General features: G+C 74.3%; 17 protein-coding genes, 1 tRNA gene and 1 pseudogene. 3 read left to right on the forward strand and 16 right to left on the reverse strand.

Annotated elements, in window-relative coordinates:
* Positions 1-208: 208 nt before the first annotated feature.
* Positions 209-1292: pseudogene (moaA, locus tag ACWPWV_RS00980) on the forward strand (GTP 3',8-cyclase MoaA).
* Between the two features lie 236 nt (positions 1293-1528).
* Positions 1529-1720, forward strand: a complete 192-nt coding sequence (locus ACWPWV_RS00985) for a hypothetical protein (RefSeq protein ID WP_454041139.1) — start codon at positions 1529-1531, stop codon at positions 1718-1720.
* 63 nt (positions 1721-1783) lie between these two features.
* On the opposite strand, the gene ACWPWV_RS00990 is transcribed toward ACWPWV_RS00985, so the two are convergent.
* The 4 genes from ACWPWV_RS00990 to ACWPWV_RS01005 all read right to left on the reverse strand — a co-directional run bounded on the left by ACWPWV_RS00990 (position 1784) and on the right by ACWPWV_RS01005 (position 5700).
* A complete protein-coding gene (locus tag ACWPWV_RS00990) occupies positions 1784-2257 on the reverse strand; it encodes a molybdenum cofactor biosynthesis protein MoaE (protein WP_454041140.1) in 474 nt (157 codons plus the stop codon).
* A complete protein-coding gene (locus ACWPWV_RS00995; RefSeq protein ID WP_454041141.1) occupies positions 2254-3558 on the reverse strand; it encodes a molybdopterin molybdotransferase MoeA in 1305 nt (434 codons plus the stop codon). Before ACWPWV_RS00995 ends, ACWPWV_RS00990 begins: the two co-directional genes overlap by 4 nt.
* A gap of 80 nt (positions 3559-3638) precedes the next feature.
* Positions 3639-5138, reverse strand: coding sequence for an NCS2 family permease (locus ACWPWV_RS01000; RefSeq protein ID WP_454041142.1), 1500 nt, complete (start codon positions 5136-5138; stop codon positions 3639-3641).
* Between the two features lie 46 nt (positions 5139-5184).
* Positions 5185-5700, reverse strand: a complete 516-nt coding sequence (locus ACWPWV_RS01005) for a nucleoside deaminase (protein ID WP_454041143.1) — start codon at positions 5698-5700, stop codon at positions 5185-5187.
* Between the two features lie 405 nt (positions 5701-6105).
* Between ACWPWV_RS01005 and nhaA the strand changes: the two genes are divergently transcribed.
* Positions 6106-7518, forward strand: coding sequence for a Na+/H+ antiporter NhaA (nhaA, locus tag ACWPWV_RS01010; protein WP_454041144.1), 1413 nt, complete (start codon positions 6106-6108; stop codon positions 7516-7518).
* 22 nt (positions 7519-7540) lie between these two features.
* Here nhaA and ACWPWV_RS01015 read toward each other — a convergent pair whose 3' ends face one another.
* The 12 genes from ACWPWV_RS01015 to ACWPWV_RS01070 all read right to left on the reverse strand — a co-directional run bounded on the left by ACWPWV_RS01015 (position 7541) and on the right by ACWPWV_RS01070 (position 20255).
* A complete protein-coding gene (locus ACWPWV_RS01015; RefSeq protein ID WP_454041145.1) occupies positions 7541-8086 on the reverse strand; it encodes a DsbA family protein in 546 nt (181 codons plus the stop codon).
* Between the two features lie 47 nt (positions 8087-8133).
* Positions 8134-9264: a DUF2235 domain-containing protein gene (locus tag ACWPWV_RS01020; RefSeq protein WP_454041146.1), complete on the reverse strand. Its 1131-nt coding sequence runs from the start codon at positions 9262-9264 to the stop codon at positions 8134-8136.
* Between the two features lie 85 nt (positions 9265-9349).
* Positions 9350-9619: an acylphosphatase gene (locus tag ACWPWV_RS01025; protein ID WP_454041147.1), complete on the reverse strand. Its 270-nt coding sequence runs from the start codon at positions 9617-9619 to the stop codon at positions 9350-9352.
* Positions 9616-10095 (reverse strand): dsRBD fold-containing protein, encoded by a 480-nt coding sequence (locus tag ACWPWV_RS01030; protein WP_454041148.1) that lies wholly within the window; start codon positions 10093-10095, stop codon positions 9616-9618. Before ACWPWV_RS01030 ends, ACWPWV_RS01025 begins: the two co-directional genes overlap by 4 nt.
* 148 nt (positions 10096-10243) lie before the next feature.
* On the reverse strand, positions 10244-12199 hold the full coding sequence (locus ACWPWV_RS01035; protein ID WP_454041149.1) for a thioredoxin domain-containing protein: 1956 nt from the start codon (positions 12197-12199) through the stop codon (positions 10244-10246).
* An 85-nt stretch (positions 12200-12284) separates the two neighbouring features.
* Entirely contained in the window at positions 12285-12839 is a 555-nt protein-coding gene (locus tag ACWPWV_RS01040; protein ID WP_454041150.1) for a hemerythrin domain-containing protein, read from the reverse strand.
* A 259-nt stretch (positions 12840-13098) separates the two neighbouring features.
* A complete protein-coding gene (locus ACWPWV_RS01045; protein ID WP_454041151.1) occupies positions 13099-13902 on the reverse strand; it encodes an amino acid ABC transporter ATP-binding protein in 804 nt (267 codons plus the stop codon).
* On the reverse strand, positions 13899-14798 hold the full coding sequence (locus ACWPWV_RS01050) for an amino acid ABC transporter permease (protein WP_454041152.1): 900 nt from the start codon (positions 14796-14798) through the stop codon (positions 13899-13901). The genes ACWPWV_RS01045 and ACWPWV_RS01050 overlap by 4 nt, the downstream gene beginning before the upstream one ends.
* Before the next feature lie 4 nt (positions 14799-14802).
* Positions 14803-15693 (reverse strand): ABC transporter substrate-binding protein, encoded by an 891-nt coding sequence (locus tag ACWPWV_RS01055; RefSeq protein ID WP_454041153.1) that lies wholly within the window; start codon positions 15691-15693, stop codon positions 14803-14805.
* A gap of 208 nt (positions 15694-15901) precedes the next feature.
* Positions 15902-15975 (reverse strand) — tRNA-Met (locus ACWPWV_RS01060).
* Between the two features lie 63 nt (positions 15976-16038).
* A complete protein-coding gene (locus ACWPWV_RS01065) occupies positions 16039-17115 on the reverse strand; it encodes an aldose epimerase family protein (RefSeq protein ID WP_454041154.1) in 1077 nt (358 codons plus the stop codon).
* 86 nt (positions 17116-17201) lie between these two features.
* The gene (locus ACWPWV_RS01070) at positions 17202-20255 is read right to left on the reverse strand and encodes a UPF0182 family membrane protein (protein WP_454041155.1); all 3054 of its coding nucleotides are present in this window, start codon (positions 20253-20255) and stop codon (positions 17202-17204) included.
* Positions 20256-20258 lie beyond the last annotated feature (3 nt).

Consider the following 20258-nt stretch of genomic DNA (forward strand, 5'->3'; position numbering starts at 1 on the left):
AGGGTGCCGGCGTGACCGGCGTCCTTCCAGTGAACCCTTGCGGTGAGTCCCCTGCGTGTCCGGGGGCGCGTCGGCCGTGACGCGCCGGAAACACAGGGCTTGAATCCGCCGTTGGACTTCCGCTGGACGGAAGGCTTCTTCCGTCCAGTGAATCTCACGCTAGCACGCGGTCATGCCGGACGTCACGGGACGTGTCTACCATCGAGGCATGACGGCAGTGGCTCTCGGGATGCCCCAGGTGCGTGGACCCGCGCGTGCCACGGACCTGCCCGACGAGCGGCCCCGGACCGAGGCGCTGGTGGACCGGTACGGCCGCGTCGCGCGCGACCTGCGCATCTCGATCACCGAGAAGTGCACACTGCGCTGCACCTACTGCATGCCCGCCGAGGGCCTGCCCGCCATCGCGCGCGACGACCTCCTCACGCCCACCGAGATCGCGCGGCTCGTCCGGGTCGCCGTCGGGCGCCTCGGGATCACCGACGTCCGCTTCACGGGCGGCGAGCCGCTCGTCCGCCGGGACCTCGCCGAGATCCTGCGCCTGTCGCGCGCCGCCGCCCCGGACGTGTCGATCTCCATGACGACGAACGCGATCGGGCTGGACAAACGTGTCGGCGAGCTCGTCACCGCCGGGCTCGACCGCGTGAACATCTCGCTCGACTCCGTCGACCGCGAGGACTTCGCGCGCCTGACGCGCCGCGACCGTCTCCCCGACGTGCTGGCCGGCGTCCGCGCCGCTCTCGCCGCCGGCCTCGCCCCCGTCAAGCTCAATGCCGGAGACCCTCGCCGGTGCCGCCGACCTGCTGGCGTGGGCGGTGGACCACGGGTGCCACCTGCGCTTCATCGAGCAGATGCCGCTCGACGCGGACGGGCGCTGGACGCGTGCCGACCTCGTGTCCGCCGACGACCTCCTCGCCGTGCTGGGCGAGCGCTTCGACCTCCTCGAGGTCGGCCGCGACGACCCGTCCGCCCCGGCCGAGGAGTGGCTCGTGGACGGCGGACCGCAGACCGTCGGGATCATCGCGTCGGTCACGCGGTCGTTCTGCGGCGACTGCGACCGCACGCGCCTCACCGCGGAGGGCACGGTCCGGTCGTGCCTCTTCGGCGACGACGAGACGGACCTGCGCGCGGTCCTGCGCTCCGACGGCATGACCGACGACCAGCGCGACGACGCGATCGCGCGCGCCTGGCAGGGCGCGATGTGGGCGAAGCCGCTCGCGCACGGCAGCGACACCCCCGTGGCGCGGGACGCGTTCGCGCCGACCGCGCGCAGCATGGGTGCGATCGGCGGCTGACCCCCGCGCAGGCCGAGCCCGCGCAGGCCGAGCCCGCGCCGTGCGCCCCGGCCGCGCGGCGTGTCGTGCACGTCACGGGGTGAACCCGCTCACGAAGCGGCATGTGCCCAGGTCAGCGGGCGGGGCGGACCCTATCATGGTCACGTGACGACGATCTCCGCCCAGCCCGCTCCCCAGCCCGCCACGTCCCCCTCCACGCGCCGCGAGACACCCCCGGGACCACCCCGGACAACACGGTGTCGGCGCTCCCGATCTACCGCGAGGACACCACCTCCGGGCCGTGGACCGTCGGCACGAGGAGCGTCGTCGGTCTCGCGATCGGCGCCGTGGTCGGGACCGTCGTGCTCAGCTGGTTCGGCCTCGTCCTCGGCACCGCCGTCGGCGTCGGCATCGGCATGCTGCTCGACAACGGCCGCACCGCGCGCTGACCCGGCTCGACGGCGCGGCTCCGCGCGAGGAAGGCCTCGACCCCGGACCTCGCCCCGGGCGCACTACAGGCCGACCCACTCCGACACCCCGTCGGTGAAGTGCTGCCGCTTCCAGATCGGCACCTCGGCCTTGATGCGCTCGACGAGCAGCGAGCACGCCTCGAACGCCTCGCGGCGGTGGCCCGCGGCCGCCGCCGCGACGAGCGCCACGTCCCCCACGGCGAGCGCACCGTAGCGGTGCACCGCGGCGACCCGCAGCCCCGTCTCGGCTGCGACGGTCTCCACGCACCGGCGCAGCACGGCCGTCGCGTCGGGGTGCGCCTCGTAGTCGAGCCCGGTCACGCCACGGTCGTCGTCGACGTCGCGCACGACGCCGCGGAACGTCACCACCGCACCGCACTCCGGTCCCCCGACGGCGTCCTCCACCGTGCGGGTCACGGTCGCACCCAGCACGTCCGTCGTCACGCGGCTGACGTCCTCGGGCACCGGCGCGGCGTCGTCCGACGCGGTGCCGCCTCCGGCCGATCGATCGCTCACAGCTCCCACACCTCCAGCTCGGTCCCGGCGTCCCACCCTGTCACGTCGGCCGGCACGTCGACGAGGACGTCCGCGCGCGCCATCGACGCGACGAGGTGCGATCCCGGGCCGCCGACGACGCGCACCGAGCCGTCCGGCCCGCTCGCCCCCCGCAGGAGCTGCCGCTTCCCCGAGGGGGACCTCCCGGCGTCGAGCACGCGCGCACGACGCACCCGGCGCTCGCCCGGGAGTCCGGCCGCGCGCTCGAGGACCTCGCGCAGGAACACGACGAACGACACCTGCGCGCTCACGGGGTTGCCCGGGAAGGTGAGGACCGGCGTGCCGTGGCCGGGGCCGAGCCGGCCGAGGCCCTGCGGGCCGCCCGGCTGCATCGCGACGGACCGGAACTCCACGCCGCCGGGCCCCGGGCCGGTGCCGTGCCCGGTCCCCCTCCCGAGCACGTCCTTCACGACCTCGTAGGCGCCCTGGCTCACGCCGCCCGAGGTGATCACGAGGTCCGACCCCGCTGCGGCGTCCGCGAGGGCGGCCGCGAACGCCCCTGCCTCGTCGCCGCAGCGCGCCGTGACGGACACGACGCCACCGGCGCGACGCACCGCGGCGCCCAGCGCCGTGCCGTTCGCGTCGAACACCTGCCCGGGGCCCGGCGACTCCCCCGGGCCGACGATCTCGGAGCCCGTCGACAGGATCGCCACCCGAGGGCGCGCGACGACCCGCACCCGTCCCACGCCGCACGCGGCAGCGGCGGCGAGGTGGTGCGGCGCGAGCAGCGTGCCGTCCGCGAGCAGCGCGTCCCCGGCGGCGACGTCGCTGCCCGCCTCGCGGACGAAGTCTCCCGCGCCGCGGGGCACGAGGACGTCGACGGGCACCGACCCACCGGGCACTCCGGGCCGGGCTCCGGGCTCCGCGGCGAAGCTCCCCGTCGCGGTGTCCTCGACCGGGACGACGGCGTCCGCGCCGTCGGGCACGGGCGCGCCGGTCATGATGCGGGCCGCGGAGCCCGGGACCAGCGCGGCGGGCGTCCCGGGCGCCGCGGGGATCTCCGCCGAGACGGGTAGCCGGACCGGGGCGTCGGCGCTCGCACCCGCGACGTCGGCCGCCCGCACGGCGTACCCGTCCATCTGCGAGTTCCGGAAGAGCGGGACCGGGACCGGCGCGAGCAGGTCCCCCGCGAGGACCCGGCCGAGCGCGTCGGCGAGGTCGACGTCCTCGGTGCGCGTGCGGCGTCGGGCGCCGTCCACGAGCGGCGCGAGCAGCGCCGCGACGTCCGCCCGGTGGCGTTCCACGCTCACCCGCTCGCCCATGGTCACCTCCGTCGATCCCCGACCGCGCGACGACGGGCCACCCGCGAGGGCGGCCCGTCGCGCGGTCCGTCGTGCTGTGCTCAGCCTCCCACGACCGCGGTGAGCGGTCCGCGCACGAAGTACACGAGGAAGCCCGCGGCGACCACCCACAGCAGCGGGTGCACCTCGCGCGCCTTGCCGCACGCCGTGCGCAGCAGGACCCAGGTCACGAACCCGATGCCGATGCCGTTCGCGATCGAGTACGTGAGCGGCATGGTGACGACCGTGAGGAAGACCGGGAGCGCGACCGAGAAGTCGGTGAGGTCGATCTCCTTGATCTCGCGCATCATCATCGCGCCGACCACGACGAGGACCGCGCTCGCGACCTCCATCGGGACGACCGCGGTGAGCGGCGTGAGGAACATCGCGACGAGGAAGAGCCCGCCCGTCACGACCGACGCGAGACCCGTGCGGGCGCCCTCGCCCACGCCTGCCGCGGAGTCCACGAACACCGTGTTCGACGACGACGACGTCGCCCCGCCGACGACCGCGCCCACGCCCTCCACGACGAGCGCCGACTTGATGCGCGGGAAGCTCCCGTCCGCGTCGGCGAGCCCGCCCTGCTTGGCGAGGCCCGTCATCGTGCCCATGGCGTCGAAGAAGTTCGTGAAGAACAGCGTGAACACGAGCATCGTCGCCGCGAGCGCACCGATGCGGTCGAACGCGCCGAACGAGAACTGGCCGAGCAGGCCGAGGTCCGGGACGGACACGAGCGAGCTCGGCAGCTCGGGCACCGTGAGGTGCCACCCGCCCGGGTTGTCGTCCGAGGCGGGCCCGAGCTGGAGCACGGCCTCGGCGACGATCGCGAGGACCGTGGTCGCCACGAGGCCGATGAGCAGGCCGCCCTTGACCTTGCGGGCCACGAGGATCCCCATGACGAGCAGCCCGACGACGAACACGAGCGTCGGGACCGTCGTGATCGAGCCGCCGTCGCCGAGCTGGACGGGCGGGCCGCCGGGAGCTCGCGTGACGAAGCCCGAGTCGACGAACCCGATGAACGCGATGAACAGGCCGATGCCGACCGTGATCGCGGCCTTGAGCTGGCGCGGCACCGCGTTGAAGATCGCCGACCGCGCGCCCGTCACGGCGAGCAGCACGATGAGCAGGCCGTTGATGAGGACGAGTCCCATCGCCTCGGGCCACGTGACGTCGCCGATCACCGAGACGGCGAGGAACGAGTTGATGCCGAGCCCGGCGGCGAGCGCGAACGGGAGGTTCGCCACGAGGCCGAACAGGATCGTGAGCAGGCCGGCGGCGAGGCCGGTCACCGCGCCGACCTGCGCCGTGGCGAGCCAGCCGCCCGCGACGTCGACCGGGGCGTTCTCGGCGCTCGTGCCGCCGAGGATGAGGGGGTTGAGGATGACGATGTACGCCATCGCGAAGAACGTCACGAGGCCGCCGCGCACCTCGCGGCCGGCGGTCGAGCCGCGCGCGCTGATGCGGAAGAACCGGTCGAGGCGGCTCGAGGAGCCGCGCCGGGGCTGCGGGGTGCCGTGGGCGTCGTCGTCGGCGGTGCTCCGCCGGGTGCCGAGGAGGGTCACGTCGTCGTGTCCTTTCCGTGGGGCGGTACGGGCCGGCCGGGGCCGGTCAGTACTCGATCCGGGACTCGAGGACGCGCCACGCGTCGAACGGGGCGACGGCGTCCGGGGTGCGCGTGTGGACCACGCGCATGACCCGGTCTTCCGGGTCCGCGGCGAAGAAGTCGTAGAACGCCGCGTCGTCGAAGCCGGCGTCCGCGGCGTCGAGCCGGTCGGCGGCGAAGTACACCGCGCCGACACGGGCCCACAGGGCCGCCGCGAGGCACATGGGGCACGGCTCGCAGCTCGAGTAGAGCGTCGCGCCCGACAGGTCGAACGTGCCGAGCTCGGCGCACGCGCGCCGGATCGCGGTGACCTCGGCGTGCGCGGTGGGGTCGTTGTCCTGGGTGACCCGGTTGGTGCCCTCGACCACGTGACCGTCGGCGGTCACGACGACGGCGCCGAACGGGCCGCCGGCGTGCGCGACGGAGTCCACGGCGAGGGCGACCGCGCGGTCGAGGTGGCGCGGGTTGGCGACGGGCGCCGGTGTGCGGGGGTGTGCTGCGTCCACGGCGAGAGGTTCCATGGTGAGTCTCCACGGGTTCGGGCAGCGGTCCGTGGGTCCGTCCGAGGAGCCGGTCTCGTCGTCGAGTCCGGGTCGGCCGGCGGGCGCTGCAGGCGAGGTGTCCTTCTCTTCCGCCTGGTAGATGGTCTCCGGTGTCGGGTCGAACGTGTCGACCACCGAGCTCTTCGCTCGGCCCGGGCCCGCCGTTGGCACGCTCGACGCTAGCAGCGCGTGACCCCGCCCACAAGACTTTCGGAAGAACTTTTCCACGATGCGGACCAGCGCCGGCCGGAGGATGCGCCCGGTCGCCACCCGGCGATCTCGTGCCGGTCGGACGTTGCGGAAGCATCGGCGGGCGGCGAGAGTTGGAACGCTGCACGCCGTGACCGCCGTCCAGCGCCCCGCGCCGACCCGTCCGGAGGCCACGTGACCGAGCCCGCTCCGCCGTCGTCGTTCCCGATCGTCCAGGTCCCCGCCCGCCCCGGTCCACCGCTGCGGATCCAGCTGCGGCCGCTCGCCCCGTCGCTCCGGTCCTTCCTCGCGACCGAGGCGGGCGGCGCGGTGCTCCTGCTCGCGGCGACGGTCGTCGCCCTCGTCTGGGCGAACTCCGCGTGGGCGCCGGCGTACGAGGACCTGTGGCACGCGACGGCCGGCTGGACGATCGGGCCGTGGTCCTTCGAGATGGACCTGCACCACTGGGTGAACGACGCCGCCATGGCGATCTTCTTCCTCGTCATCGGGCTCGAGATCAACCGTGAGGTGACGAGCGGCGAGCTGCGCAACCGGCGCACGGTCGCCGTCCCGGCGCTCGGGGCGCTCGGCGGGCTGGCCGTGCCGGCGCTCATCTACGTCGCGTTCAACCTCGGCTCCCCCGCCCAGCACGGCTGGGGCATCGTCATGTCGACGGACACCGCGTTCCTCGTCGGGATCCTCGCCCTGTTCGGCCCGCGCTGCCCCGACCAGCTGCGCCTGTTCCTCCTGACGCTCGCCGTCGTCGACGACATCGGCGCGATCACCGTGATGGCGGTCTTCTACACCGACGCGGTGTGGCTCCCGGGCCTCGTGATCGCCGCCGTCCTCGTCGGCGTGATCCTCGTGCTGCGCTGGCTCGGCGTGTGGCGGCTCGCGCCGTACGTCGTCGTCGGGATCGCGCTGTGGGGCGCGGTCTACGCGTCGGGCGTGCACGCGACGCTCGCGGGCGTGCTCGTCGGGCTCCTCGTGCCGTCCCGCTCGGCCCGTCCGGACGACGTCGCCGTCGTCCCGCGGTACGCCAAGCGGCTCGCCCAGGAGACGACGGCGGAGCGAGAGCACCTCACCGAGCTCGCCGCGCGCGCCGCCGTCCCGACGAGCGAGCAGCTGCAGCGCGTGCTGCACCCGTGGAGCGCGTACCTCGTGGTGCCCGTGTTCGGTCTCGCGAACGCCGGGGTCCGGCTCGACGCCGAGACGCTGCGGATGGCCGCGACCTCCTCCCTGACGATCGGCGTGGCCGTCGCGCTCGTCGCGGGCAACGCGATCGGCATCTTCGGCGCGTCCACGCTCGCCCTGCGGTTCGGCCTCGGCGACCTGCCGGGCCGGGTCCGGTTCTCGCACCTGCTCGGCGGCTCGATCCTCGCGGGGATCGGCTTCACGATCTCGCTGTTCATCGCCGAGCTCGCGTTCGACGACGAGGCGCTGATCGAGCAGGCGAAGATCGGGATCCTGGCGGGGTCGCTCGTCGCGGCCGTCCTCGGGTCGGTCGCGCTGCGGCTGTTCGGCGAGCGGTGGCCGCTGTGCTCCCCGGGCGCCGACGGCCCGCCGTCGGACCTCCCCCCGCTGCCCTGGCGCCCGCCGGCGTCCTGACGGGCGGCGGCCGGCGCCGCGGCTACCGGGCCGCCGCCGCCGAGACGGCCGCCTCGAGCCCCTCCCGCGTGACCCGGCCGCGGTACCGCTCGCCGTTGACGAAGAGGGTCGGCGTGCCCTGGACGCCCAGGGCGAGCGCGTCGGCGTAGTCGCGCCGCACCGCGTCCGCGTGCTGCTGCACCTCGTCGCCCACCACCGACTCCGCCGAGAGGCCGAGCTCGCCGGCGCGCTCCGCGAGACCGGCGTCGTCGAGGTGGTCCTGGTGCTCGTACAGCGCCTCGTGCATCTCCCAGAACCGTCCCGCCGCCCCGGCGGCCTCGGCCGCGAGGGCTGCGGTGAGCGCGTGCGGGTGGAGCTCGAACAGCGGGAAGTGGCGGAACACGAGGCGCACGCGCCCGCCCGACGACGCGACCACGTCGCGCAGGACCGGTGCCGCGTCGCGGCAGTAGGGGCACTCCAGGTCGCCGAACTCGACGATCGTCACGGGGGCGTCGGGATCACCCAGGACGTGGGCGTCGGCGGGGACGAGGCGGTCGGCGTCTACGGGGACGGAGGGCTGCTCGCTCACCGGCCCAGGATGGCACGGGACCCGCCCCTCCGCGCCGCGAGAGGGCGTCAGCCGAGCACGAGCGGTCGGCTCTCGAGCGCCGCCCCGGGCACGGGCTCGACGCGCTGCACGAGCGCGTCGCCGACGTCGTCGCGCCACCAGGTGACGTTGCGCGCGTGCCGGGCGTAGGGCGTCGACGGGTCGGCGGTGAGCTGCTCGGCCGTCTGCGCGAGGTACACCGCGTCGACGTGGTCCGGCGCGACCGGGACGCCGGCGAGGACGCGCAGGGTGCCGTGGAACCGGGGCCGGTGGCGCAGCCGCTTGACGAGGTTGATCGAGCCGAAGAGCAGTCCCGGCCGGAACCGGCACACGAGCGTGTCCTCGTGCCGGAGCTGGGCGAAGAGCCGGTCCTCGTCGAACGACAGCCCCCGGGCGATCGCCTCCCCCACCATCCACAGCAGCGCGGTGTCGGAGAGCGCGCGCGCCGGGGCCCCGCCGCCGACGTCGCTGTGCGCGCCGGGGAACCAGACCTGCTTGACGCGGTCGGCCATCGACACGGGCACCTCCCACAGGCACGGCTCGTAGGTGATGCGGCGGTCGTCGATCGCGAGCGCCTGGCGCGCCTGCTCGACGGCGGTCGAGAGCCGCAGGTCGTGGAACCGGCTGCGGCGGCGCGAGAGACCGGGGACGCCGAGCGCCCCGACCGTGTCGAAGACCCCGAGGAACGCGACCGGGACCCGCTCGTGGCAGTGCTCGGCGCGGAACGCGGCGGCGAGCTCCCGGCGCCGCTCCGGGTCCTGGAGGCGGTAGATGCGCTCGGCGTCGCACAGGTGGTCGAGCGCGAGCGCCTCCTGCGTGAGGAGGCCCACCGTGGAGACCATCCCGACGATGCTGCGCGCCGTGTAGGCGCCGCGGCTGAAGCCGAACACGTAGATCTCGTCACCCGGCTCGTAGTTGAGCGCGAGGTGCCGGTACCCGGCGACGACGTTGCGCGTCAGCCCGTACCCGAACGCCCCGCCGAGGAGCCGGTCCACGAGGTAGCCCTGCGCCCCCACGCCCTCGATCGAGAACACCATCTGCTGCACGCCGTCCGGGCCGATGCCCGTCCGGACCGACCGCGCGATCTTCTCGATGTTCGACACGCTCGCGTTCACCGGCGAGTTCCACGTGCCGTCGCAGCACAGCACCAGCCGCTTCATGACCCCTCCCGCACCCTGCCCGGCGTCGTCGCCGGGATCCTCCTGGAGGGAGGACCGGCGCTCCGGACCTGATACGCGGGGGCCCTCAGCCGCGCGCGACGTCCACGCCCGTCACGCGGCCGGGCGTCGCGCCGTCACGCAGCCAGTCGACGAGGTCGTCGAGCGCCCGGGCGGTCCCGGACGCCACGACCTCGACCGTGCCGTCGGCCAGGTTGGTCGCCGTGCCGTCGAGGCCCAGCTCGCCGAGGCGCCGCCGGGTCGCCCAGCGGAAGCCCACGCCCTGCACGTGCCCGTGCACGACGACGCGCACACGGCCCGTCCCGGTGCTCTCGTCCCGCGACGCGCCGACCGTCACAGGTGGACGTGCGCCGGTGCGCCGGTGGACGACTCGATGTCCGACTCCGCGTCGTCGAGCAGGCGGTCCGCCAGGCGGCGGAGCGCTCGCCCCACGGCGATCTCGTCGCCGATGAGCGGGACGTCCACGTCGTGCGGGTCGCACCGCGCCCGGCCCACGGTGCGCAGGTGCTCGGGCGAGTCCGCGACGAGGACCGCCTCCGCCGTCGTGCGCCCCTCGGACTCGACGAGGCTCACCTGGACCCGCCACACCTTCGTGGTGTCCGTGCCACCACCGCCGTTCTCCGCGCCCGGGACGTGCTCGACGTAGCTGTCCGCCCCCGGGTACACGAGCGTGCGCTCCCCCGTGTCGGACCACTCGACGAGATACGGCGGGGTGCCGTCGTCGTGCCGCAGCTCGACCACCACGCCGTCCCGCACGGCCCCGCCCACGACCCCCGAGGCGGTCACGATCCTGTCTCCGACCGATGCCTTCATGACTCCTCCTCCGGCCGTCCCGGCCGCGCCCGCTGCCGCGCCGGTGCGGTCGGGGTTCGTCCTCCCATCATGCGACCGGACCCACGGGACCGCACGGGCGTCGGCGGCGCCCGGCCGTGCCGCGCCGCCGACGACGACCCGCGCGCGCTCAGCCGTCGAGCTGCGCGCGCAGGCCGGCCGCGTCGTGCGCGGGGAGACGGCAGACGAAGTCCGCGCAGAGGTAGGCGCCCGGCGCACGGTCGGCGAGCGCGACGACGCCGTCGGCGGCGAGGGCCGGCGCGTCGTCGGGGGTCGCGGCGAGGACCGTGCCGCCCGGGCGATACCAGGACCGTGCGGCGTCCAGGAAGCCCTGCGTCCGGGCAGGGTCGGCGACCACGACGAGCTGGTGGGCGGGCTCGGCGAGCACGACCGCCAGGCGCAGCACCCCGGCGGCCGCGAGGGGCCGCGTCTCGGCGCCGGTCGCTGTCGCCACGGAGTCGCGGACCGCGTCGAGCAGCCGTCGCTCGTCCGTCAGCCGGTGGGCCAGCAGCGCCGCGCGGGCGGCCGACGTCGGCCCGGACGGGACCGCGCCCTCGCTCGGGTCGGCCGCGGCGCCCGCCGCCAGCCCCAGGTCCGCGAGGACCGGGTCGACGCCCTCGGGCGCGCCGAGGCGCCCGTCGTCGGACACCGTCGCGCCGACGAGCCGGAGCCCTGCACGCACGTACCGGCCGTCGCCGGTGAGCCCACCGAGCGTGAGGAGCGCGGTCGCGAGGGCACCGTGGTCCTCGAGCGTCGCGACGGCGTCGGAGACCCGGCCGTCGACGGACGCCCTGACGAGCGAGCCGTCGGCACGGACGTGGGTCTGCAGCAGGTGGTCCGCGGCGGTCCGGGCGGCGTCCGTGAACGCGGGGACGCCGAGGTGGTGCCCGGCCCGCGCGAGCGCCTCGATGGCGAGGCCGTTCCACCCGGTGAGGATCTTCGTGTCCAGGGGCGGGGGCTCGTGCGCGGCCCGCCCCTCGCGGTCGAGCAGGTACCACCCGCCCTCGACGCGTCGCCCGTCGATCGTCGACTCCGAGTCCTGCGCGCTCGCGAACGCGCCACCGGGGCGTCGCAGCGACCGCAGGAGGAAGTCCCCGACGCCCACCGCGACCTCCGCGGCCGCCGCACCGGGGTCCGCGGTGCCGTGCGCGTCGGCCGTCCCGGCAGGGTGCCGGCGGGCCCGGCGGAGCACCGCGAGGGTCGTGTACGCGGACAGGAGCTGGGCGTTGTCGTAGAGCATCCGCTCGTAGTGCGGCTCGGACCAGTCGGGCCGCGTGGCGTACCGGAAGAACCCGCCGTCGACGTCGCGCAGCGGGGTCGCCGCCAGGGCGTCGAGCGTGTCCCCCGCGAGCACGAGCGCACGGTCGGCGTCGGCGGGGTCCACGACGGACGACGCCGCGACGTCGAGCAGGAGCTCGAGCGCCGGGACCACGGGGAACTTCGGCGCCCCGCCGAAGCCGCCGTGCCGGAGGTCCCGGACCGCCTCGACCCGGTCGAGCACCTGCGCGACCACCGCCGGCAGCTCCACGAGGAGCGGTGCGGCGCCCTCGTCCCCGGCCGCACCGGCCGCGGACCCGCCGCCCTGCGCGGCCTCGTGCAGCGCGTCGCGGATCGTGTCGCCCGTCTCGACCACCTGGTCGCGCCGTTGCTCCCAGGCCTGCGCGACGGCGTCGAGCACGTCGCGGAACGCCGGTCTGCCCTGGACGGGGACCGGGGGCCAGTAGGTGCCGGCGTAGAACGGCGCGCCGTCGGGCGTGGTGAAGACCGTGAGCGGCCAGCCGAGCTGCTGGGTGAAGGCGCTGGCCGCGGCCATGAGGCTCGCGTCGACGTCGGGGTGCTCCTCGCGGTCGACCTTGACCGCCACGAACCGCTCGCGCAGCGCGTCGCCGACCGTGGCGTCGGAGAAGCTCTCGCGCGCCATGACGTGACACCAGTGGCAGGTGGCGTACCCCACGGAGACCATGACCGGCACGTCGCGACGGCGCGCCTCGGCGAACGCCTCCGGACCCCACGGGTACCAGTCGACGGGGTTGTCGGCGTGCTGGCGCAGGTACGGGCTGACGGCGTCGGCGAGACGGTTCACCATGCCCCCACTCTCCCAGGGCCCGGCGGCCCCGCGAGCGCAGACGGCCGGGACCGGCGCGGTCAGGACGCCGGCCTCGGACCGGGCCTCAGAACGGCCCCAGCACGTCGTCGCGCTCGGCGACGAGGTCGAGAGCCGCGAGCACGTCGCCCAGCGCCCTCTCCTCGTACCGGAAGTGCGACTCCATGATCGCGCCGACGCCGTCGAGGTGGCGCAGGACCGCGTCCCGCGACGAGGCGGGGTCCGCCGCGCGGTCGAGCGTCTGCTCGAGGTCGCCGACCAGGTAGGCGATCATGCTGTGGTCCTGCCGCAGCGCGCGCAGCGTGGCGCCGAGCTCGGGATGCCGCCGCTCGAGCTCCGGGAAGAGCGTCGAGTCCTCGCTCGTGTGGTGCCGGGTCAGCGCGGTGCAGAACCCGCGGCAGTACACGAGCAGCTCCGCGTGCGCGGCGTGCGGAGCACGTGGTCCCGGGCGACCGGAGGCGTCGGCCGCCGGACCGTCGCTCGCGGGGTCGGTCGCAGGACCTTCGCTCGCGGGGTCCTCGTCGGTCGTCGTGTCCTCGTCGGCGGTCGCGGTCTCCCGCACCAGGTCGAGCGCTCGGCGCAACCTGCCGTGCACGGCTCGCATCTCGTCGTACCAGGCCACGAGCCTGGCCTTCTCGCCCTCACCCACGGGTGCGGAACGAGGAAAGGGTCCGTACGTGGAGCACGGGCACCCCCTTCCGGGTCCGACGCCTCCATGCCTGACGTGGTCCGCCACCGGCACGCGACGCTGCCGCAGATCCTAGCGGGCGGGCCGAGGCGCCCGACGAGCACGACACGACGTGCGGCCGAGCACGACCTCACGGTCGCGAAGACGCTCGGAACGACCCTCAGGTCGTGCTCGGCGTGGTCCGGGGTCGGGTTCAGGCGTGGAGGCGGCGCAGGAACTCGCGCGTGCGGTCGCGCTGCGGGTCGCCGAGCACCTGCTCGGGCGTCCCCCGCTCGTGCACGCGACCGTCGTGGAGGAAGCACACCTCGTCGGCGACGCGGCGGGCGAAGCCCATCTCGTGGGTCGCGACGAGCATCGTGCGGCCCTCGGCGCGCAGCTCCGCGAGGAGGTCGAGCACCTCGCCGACGAGCTCCGGGTCGAGCGCCGACGTCACCTCGTCGAGCAGGAGGAGCTCGGGCTCGTTGACCAGGGCGCGCGCGATCGCCGCGCGCTGCTGCTCGCCGCCGGAGAGCTGGTCGGGGTAGGCCGTCGCCTTGTGCCCCAGGCCGACCCGGCGCAGCATCGCGACCGCCGCCTCCTCGGCCTCCTCGCGGGACCTGCGGTGCACGAGACGCGGCGCGAGCGTGACGTTGTCGAGCACGCGCATGTGCGGGAAGAGGTTGTAGGCCTGGAACACCATGCCCATGCGCGCACGCACCGCGTTCGCGTCGAGCCGCGGGTCCGCGACGTCCTGCCCGTCGAGCAGGATCTCGCCGTCGTCGACGTCGTCGAGCAGGTTGACCACCCGCAGGAGCGTCGACTTCCCCGAGCCCGAGGCCCCGACCAGCACGACGCAGCGGTGCCGGTCGACGTCGAGGTCGATGCCGTCGAGCACGACGCGGGGACCGCCGTGGGCACCGACGGCGGGCGCGACGGGCGCCCGTCGGGCACGCGCGGGTAGGGCCGACGGCGCCGGGTACGTCTTGCGCACGCCCCGCAAGGAGAGCAGGTGGCTCATCGGATGTCCCCCGCCCCGCTCACGGTCGCGATCGACCGGCCCCAGCCCCGGCGGGACTGGTAGGCGTCCACCGCGCGCGTGAGCGGGAACGACACGAGGAAGAACAGCACCCCGGCCACGACGTACGGCGTGAAGTTGTAGCTGCCCGTCGTCGCGATCTGCGCGGCGCGGATCGCGTCGACGGCTCCGAGCACCGAGATGAGCCCGGAGTCCTTCTGCAGCGCGACGAGGTTGTTCGCCAGCGGGGCCGTGACGTTGCGCACCGCCTGGGGCAGCACGACGCGCCGCGTCGTCTGGACGCGCGTCAGTCCGAGGGAGCGGGCCGCCGCCACCTGCGACGGGTGCACCGACTCGATGCCCGCGCGGAACACCTCGGCGATGTACGCGGTGTAGGTGAGCACGATGGCGAGCGCGCCGAGGAACGCGCCCGACGACGGCAGCCACGGCAGGCGCAGCGCGGGCAGCCCGAACCCGACGAGCAGCAGCACGAGCAGCAGCGGCACGCCGCGGAAGAGGTCCACGTAGCCGATCGCGAACGCCCGCAGGGGGAACAGCGCGGGGATGCGGCTCGTGCGCGCGATCGCCAGCACCAGGCCGAGGAGCGTGCCGATCACTCCCGCGGCCACCCACACGCGCAGGTTGAGCCACAGGCCCTCGAGGATCGCGGGCAGGGACTCCCACGCCGTCGCCGGGTCGAAGAACGCCGTCCGCGCCCGCTCCCAGCCGGGCGCGTTCACCACGACGAGCACGACCGTCGCGACGACGACCACGGAGCTCACCAGCGCGACGAGCGCCGAGCGCCGCCGCTGCGCACGCCGGAACGCGGCGCGGTCGAGGGCGAGCGGGGAGGGCGACCAGGGGTCGGCCGGCGACCGGGCGCCGTCGGGCACGGTCACGCGCTCACTCGAGGACGGGGACGTCGTCCGACTTCAGCCACGTCGTGCGCAGCTCGGCGAGCGTGCCGTCCTCCTCGAGCGCGTCGACGGCCTGCGACACGCAGTCGGTGAGCGGGGAGCCGACGTCGAGCACGAGCCCGTACTGCTCGACGACGCCCTCGTCGGGTAGCGTGCCGATGACCTCGGAGTCGGGGAAGTACTCGGTGGAGGCCGCCATGCCCTGGTCGACGTCCATGACCATGGCGTCGATCGTCCCGGACTGCAGCGCCTGCATGCCGTCGCCCGCGGCGCTGTACGGCGAGATGTCGGCGTCCTCGCCGAACGCGGCCTCGGACAGCGTGAGGCTCGTCTGCGCTGCTGTGACGCCGATGCGCGCGCCCTCGAGGTCGGCGAGGCTCGTCGCGTCCGCGTACGGGCCGTCCTCCATGACGATGACGCCCTGCCGGGTCGTGAGGTACGGGCTCGAGAAGTCGACGGCCTGCCGGCGCTCGTCGGTGATCGACGTCTGGTAGGCGGCCACGTCGAACGGCTTCACGGCGGGGCTGACGATCTGCTCGAACGTCACGGTCTCCCACCGCACGTCCTCGGCCGCGTACCCGAGGCGGTCGGCGACGGCGTAGATCAGCGCCGACTCGAACCCCTCGCCCGACTCGGGCTCCCCGACGTACCAGGGCAGGTACGGCTCGCCCGCCCCGACGGTCAGGACACCGTCCGTGAGCGTCGGGAGCTCGCCGGCCTCGCAGGTGGTGTCGCCCGACGGCGCGCCGGCACCGGTCGTCGCGGCGTCGCCTCCGTCCGTGCCGCCGGACGAACAGGCCGCGAGGACGAGCGCGGTGGCCGCGGCCGTGAGTGCGGTGAGGGCGGCGGGACGGGTGCGGGGACGCAGACGGCGCATGGTGACCTTCCGGGTGTCGGGCGCCGCGGGAGTCGTGGGCGCCGGCCACTGACGATAACGCCGCCCACGCGGCCGTGGCTTCCCGTCCTGCCCGTCGGCGCTGTGCGGCTCGTCACCGGGACGTCCCGAGGCCGCCTGCACGACGGACGGCAGAAGGCCCGGTCCCACGAGTGGGACCGGGCCTTCTCGATGTCTGCGACATCCTGTGTAGCGGGGGCAGGATTTGAACCTGCGACCTCTGGGTTATGAGCCCAGCGAGCTACCGAGCTGCTCCACCCCGCGTCGGTGATCACTACTCTACGCACACACCCCCGGACCGGCCAAATCGGGTCGGCGAGACCTGCGTCACGCCGGCCCGTCGACCCGCTGCCCGAGGATCTCGACCCCGGCCTCGAGCCGGCGGGTCGCGCCCGGGGCGAGGCGCACGTCCGGCTCGCAGTCGGCGCGGTTGAACGCGTTCGTCAGCGTGCTCACGGGTTCGACCGCGAGCGCCGCCCGCCCGCGGCGCGCGAGCCCGTCGCCCGTGTACACGTGGACCAGCCCGCCGCGCTGCCAGACAGCGAGACCCTGACCGGTCCGAGGGTCGCGCACGGTCGTCCGGGCCCGTCCGTCGGCGTCAGCGCGCAGCCCTGCGAAGGCGTGGTCGAGCCTCGTGCCCGCGAGCAGCAGGGGCCCGACGCCGTCGATCTCCGCGAAGGCCTCGTCACCGGGCAGCGGGACGAGCCCCGGGTCCGTGACGACCGCCCGCGCAGCCGGGACGGTCAGCTCGAGGGAGTCGACGCGCGCGTGGCCCGGGACCCGGAGGTACGGGTGCCAGCCGAGCGCCACCGGGGCGTCGTGCCGACCGGTGTTCGTGGCGCGGAGATCGACGCGCAGGCCCGCCGGCCCGATGCCGTACTCGACCTCGAAGGCGACCGCGAAGGGGTAGCCGGCGACGTCCTCGGCCCCCACGCCGGTGGCGAGCACCACGACCGACTCGTCCTCGGCACGCTCCGCCTCGCGCCGGGACACGACGACCCAGTCGAGCGCCCGGACGAACCCGTGCATGGCCACCGGCTCCCCCGCGACGACCGGAACCACGTCGTGGGAGACCCCGTCGAAGACGTACGCGCCCCCCGCCAGGCGGTTGACGAAGGGCGCCATGAGGGCGGACCGCGAGGCGTCGTGCGTCACGAGCTCGTGGGCGTCGGCGAAGCCGTCGACGAGGTCCTCGACGCCCACGGTGCCGTCGGGCCGGCGCCAGGGCGCCCGCCACCGGAGGACAGAGCCTCCGTGCGGCGCGACGACGAGCTCGGCACCCGACGGGTGCGTGAGCCGCTCCACCTCGGCGAGGCCCGCGAGCGGCGGCGCTCCGGGGACCTGCGGGTCGCCCGTGACGGCACCGCTGAAATCGTTGCTGCAAGCCGTTGCAGAGAGGGTCACGAGCAGCGATCCTCGCCCCCCGGGGCCCAAAAGACAAACGGGCGGGACCACCGTGGTGGTCCCGCCCGTCCGTGCTCGTGCCGGCGTCAGCCGCCCGACGGCGCCGCGTCGAGCTCCTGCTCCGCCGCGAGAGCCGACTCCAGGGCCTGCTGCAGCCGGTCCTGCGCCTCGCCGTACCCCGCGAAGTCCCCCTCGGTGAGGGCCGTCTGGCCGTCCTCGATGGCCTGCTGCGCGGCGCTCAGCGCCTGGTCGAGGCGCGCGCGGGCCTCGCCGTTGACCTCGCCGTCCTGGGCGGGCGGCGTAGCCGTATCGCCGGGCTCCTCGGCCGGCTCCTCGCCGGTCCCCGGCTCCGCGCCGGGGTCCGCCGTCGCCCCGTCGGCCGGCTGGTCGGGCACCTCCGTGTCCACCCCTCCGTCGGCGTCGCCGGCGTTCGCGCCGGAGTCGCCGCCGAAGACCTGGTCCAGCGCCTCGTCCAGCGTGTCGGCGAAGCCGATCTCGTCGCCGAACGACACGAGCACCTTGCGCAGGAGCGGGAACCGCGTGCCCTCCGTCGACTGCACGTAGACCGGCTGCACGTACAGCAGGCCGCCGCCGACGGGCAGCGTCAGGAGGTTGCCGTTGATCACCGTCGAGTCGCCGCGACGGAGCGCGAGCAGACCGTCGGCCGCGGTCGGGTCGGTGTTGAAGTTGTTCTGCACCTGACCGGGCCCGGGGACGGTCGCGTTGCGCGGCAGCTCCAGGAGCCGCAGCGTCCCGTAGTCCTCCGAGCGCTCCCCGTCCTGGTTCCCGGGCTCCGCGTCCACGGCGAGGAAGCCCGTGAGGATGTTGCGGTCCGAGCCACCGCCCGGGATGTACGTCGACATGAGCGAGAAGGTCGGCGCCTCCTGGCTCGGCATCTGCAGCGTGAGGTAGTACGGCGGCTGCGCGGGCTTGGTCGCCCCGCCCACCGTCGGGTCCTCGGGGATGCGCCAGAAGTCCTGCTGGGAGAAGAACTCCGTCGCGTCGTCCACGTGGTAGCTCGCGAGCAGGGTCCGCTGCACCTTGAACAGGTCCTCGGGGTAGCGCAGGTGGCTCATGAGGTCGCCCGAGATCTCCGACATCGGCTGCACGGAGCTGGGGAAGACCTGCGACCACGCCTGGAGGACCGGGTCCTCGGCGTCCCACGCGTACAGGTCGACCGACCCGTCGTACGCGTCGACGGTCGCCTTGACCGAGTTGCGGATGTAGTTCACCTGCTGCGGGGCGAGCGCCTCGACCGAGTTGGCGGCGACCAGCGAGTCCGCCGTCGACTCCTCGAGGGACTCCGACGTCGAGTACGGGTAGGCGTTCGACGTCGTGTAGCCGTCGACGATCCACTTCACCCGACCGTCGACGACCGCCGGGTAGACCCGGCCGTCGAGGGTGAGGTACGGGGCGACCTTCGCCACGCGGTCGCGCGGGCTGCGGTCGTAGAGGATCTGCGAGTCCTCGGTGACGCGGTCGGAGAAGAGGATCTGCTCGGAGCCGAACTTCAGCGCGTAGAGCACCTTGTTGAGGAACGACCCGACGCTCGGTCCGGCGGCGAGGTCCTGCGTCGGGAAGGTGTTGTTCACCTGGCCCGCGTCGTCGTCGACCGGGTAGTCGAGCTCCCACGGGTCCGTGCCCTCGGGCGCTCCGACGATCGAGTACTGCGGCGCCTCCGGCGAGAAGTAGATGCGCGGCTCGTAGCCGCCCGCGTCGGTGAAGGCGCCCGTCGAGGGGATCGAGCCCTCGTAGAACGCCGGGCGACCGTCCGTGCCGATCTGGTTCCCGTACGCCGCGACGACGCCGAAGCCGTGGGTGTAGACGGTGTGGTCGTTGACCCAGTTGCGCGCGTCGGGGCCCAGGCCGTCCTGGTTCAGCTCACGCACCGCGATGACCGTGTCGCGGCTCTCGTCGTCGATCGTGTAGCGGTCGACCGACAGCGACCTCGAGAACTGGTAGTACTGCTTGTTCTGCTGGAGCTGGCTGAACGACGGGCTGACGATCTCCGGGTCGAGCAGGCGGATCGACGCCGTGGTGTCGGCGTCCTCGCGCAGCGCGCCCGCCTCCGCCTCGGTCTTGGCGTTGTACGCCTCCGTCTGCACCTCGTCGATGCCGTAGGCGTCCTTCGTCGCGTCGATGTTGCGCTGGATGTACTCCTCCTCGAACTCCTGCGCGTTCGGCGTGACCTGGAAGCGCTGGACGACGGAGGGGTAGATGCCGCCGATCGCGATCGCCGAGACCACCATGAGCCCGACGCCGATGGCCGGCAGACGCCAGTTCCCGCGCACCGCGGTGACCACGAACAGCGCCGCGACGAACAGCGCGACGACCGTCAGGATCGCCTTGGAGGGGATGACGGCGTGCACGTCGGCGTACGACGCGCCGTCGAACTTCGCACCGCCCGACGTGAGGATCGAGTACCGGTCGAGCCAGTAGTTGGCGCCGATGAGCACCATGAGGATCGCCGCGGTGACGGAGAGCTGGACGCGAGCGGCCGTCGTCGTGCGCGGGCCGGAGTCGGCGCCCCCGCCGACGCGCAGGCCGCCGTAGAGGTAGTGCGTCGCGAGGGCGGCGATGCCCGAGATGATCACGACCGCCATGAGGAAGCTCACGAGGAAGCGGACCGCCGGCAGGGTGAACAGGTAGAAGGCGAGGTCGATGCCCCACTGCGGGTCGGTCTCACCGAACGGCACGGAGTTCAGCGCGAGCAGCACCGTCTGCCACTGCGACGCCGCCGCGGCCCCCGCGAAGAACCCGACGAGCGCCGGCGCGACGATCATCACGACCTTGCGCAGCGGCTCGACCGCCTCCCGGTACTGGTCGAGCGTCGCCTGCTCCGGCGTGGACGGCGCGTAGATCGGCCGGTTCCGGTACGCGAGCGAGAACGACAGGAAGACGAGGCCGCCCATGACGAGGAAGCCCCCGACGAACAGCGCGATGCGTGTGCCCCACTGGGTCCACAGCACGCGTTCGTAGTCGAGCTGGGTGAACCACAGGACCTCGGTCCAGAACTGGGCGAGCAGGAGCAGCAGGACGACGAGCACGCCGACGACGGCGATCGCGATCCCGATGGGGCTCCGGCGCCGGGAGGGCCGCGCCCCGGAGGACGGCCGGCGGGGCGCTGCGGCGAAAGACACGGT

Source organism: Cellulosimicrobium sp. Marseille-Q8652 (assembly GCF_965112045.1).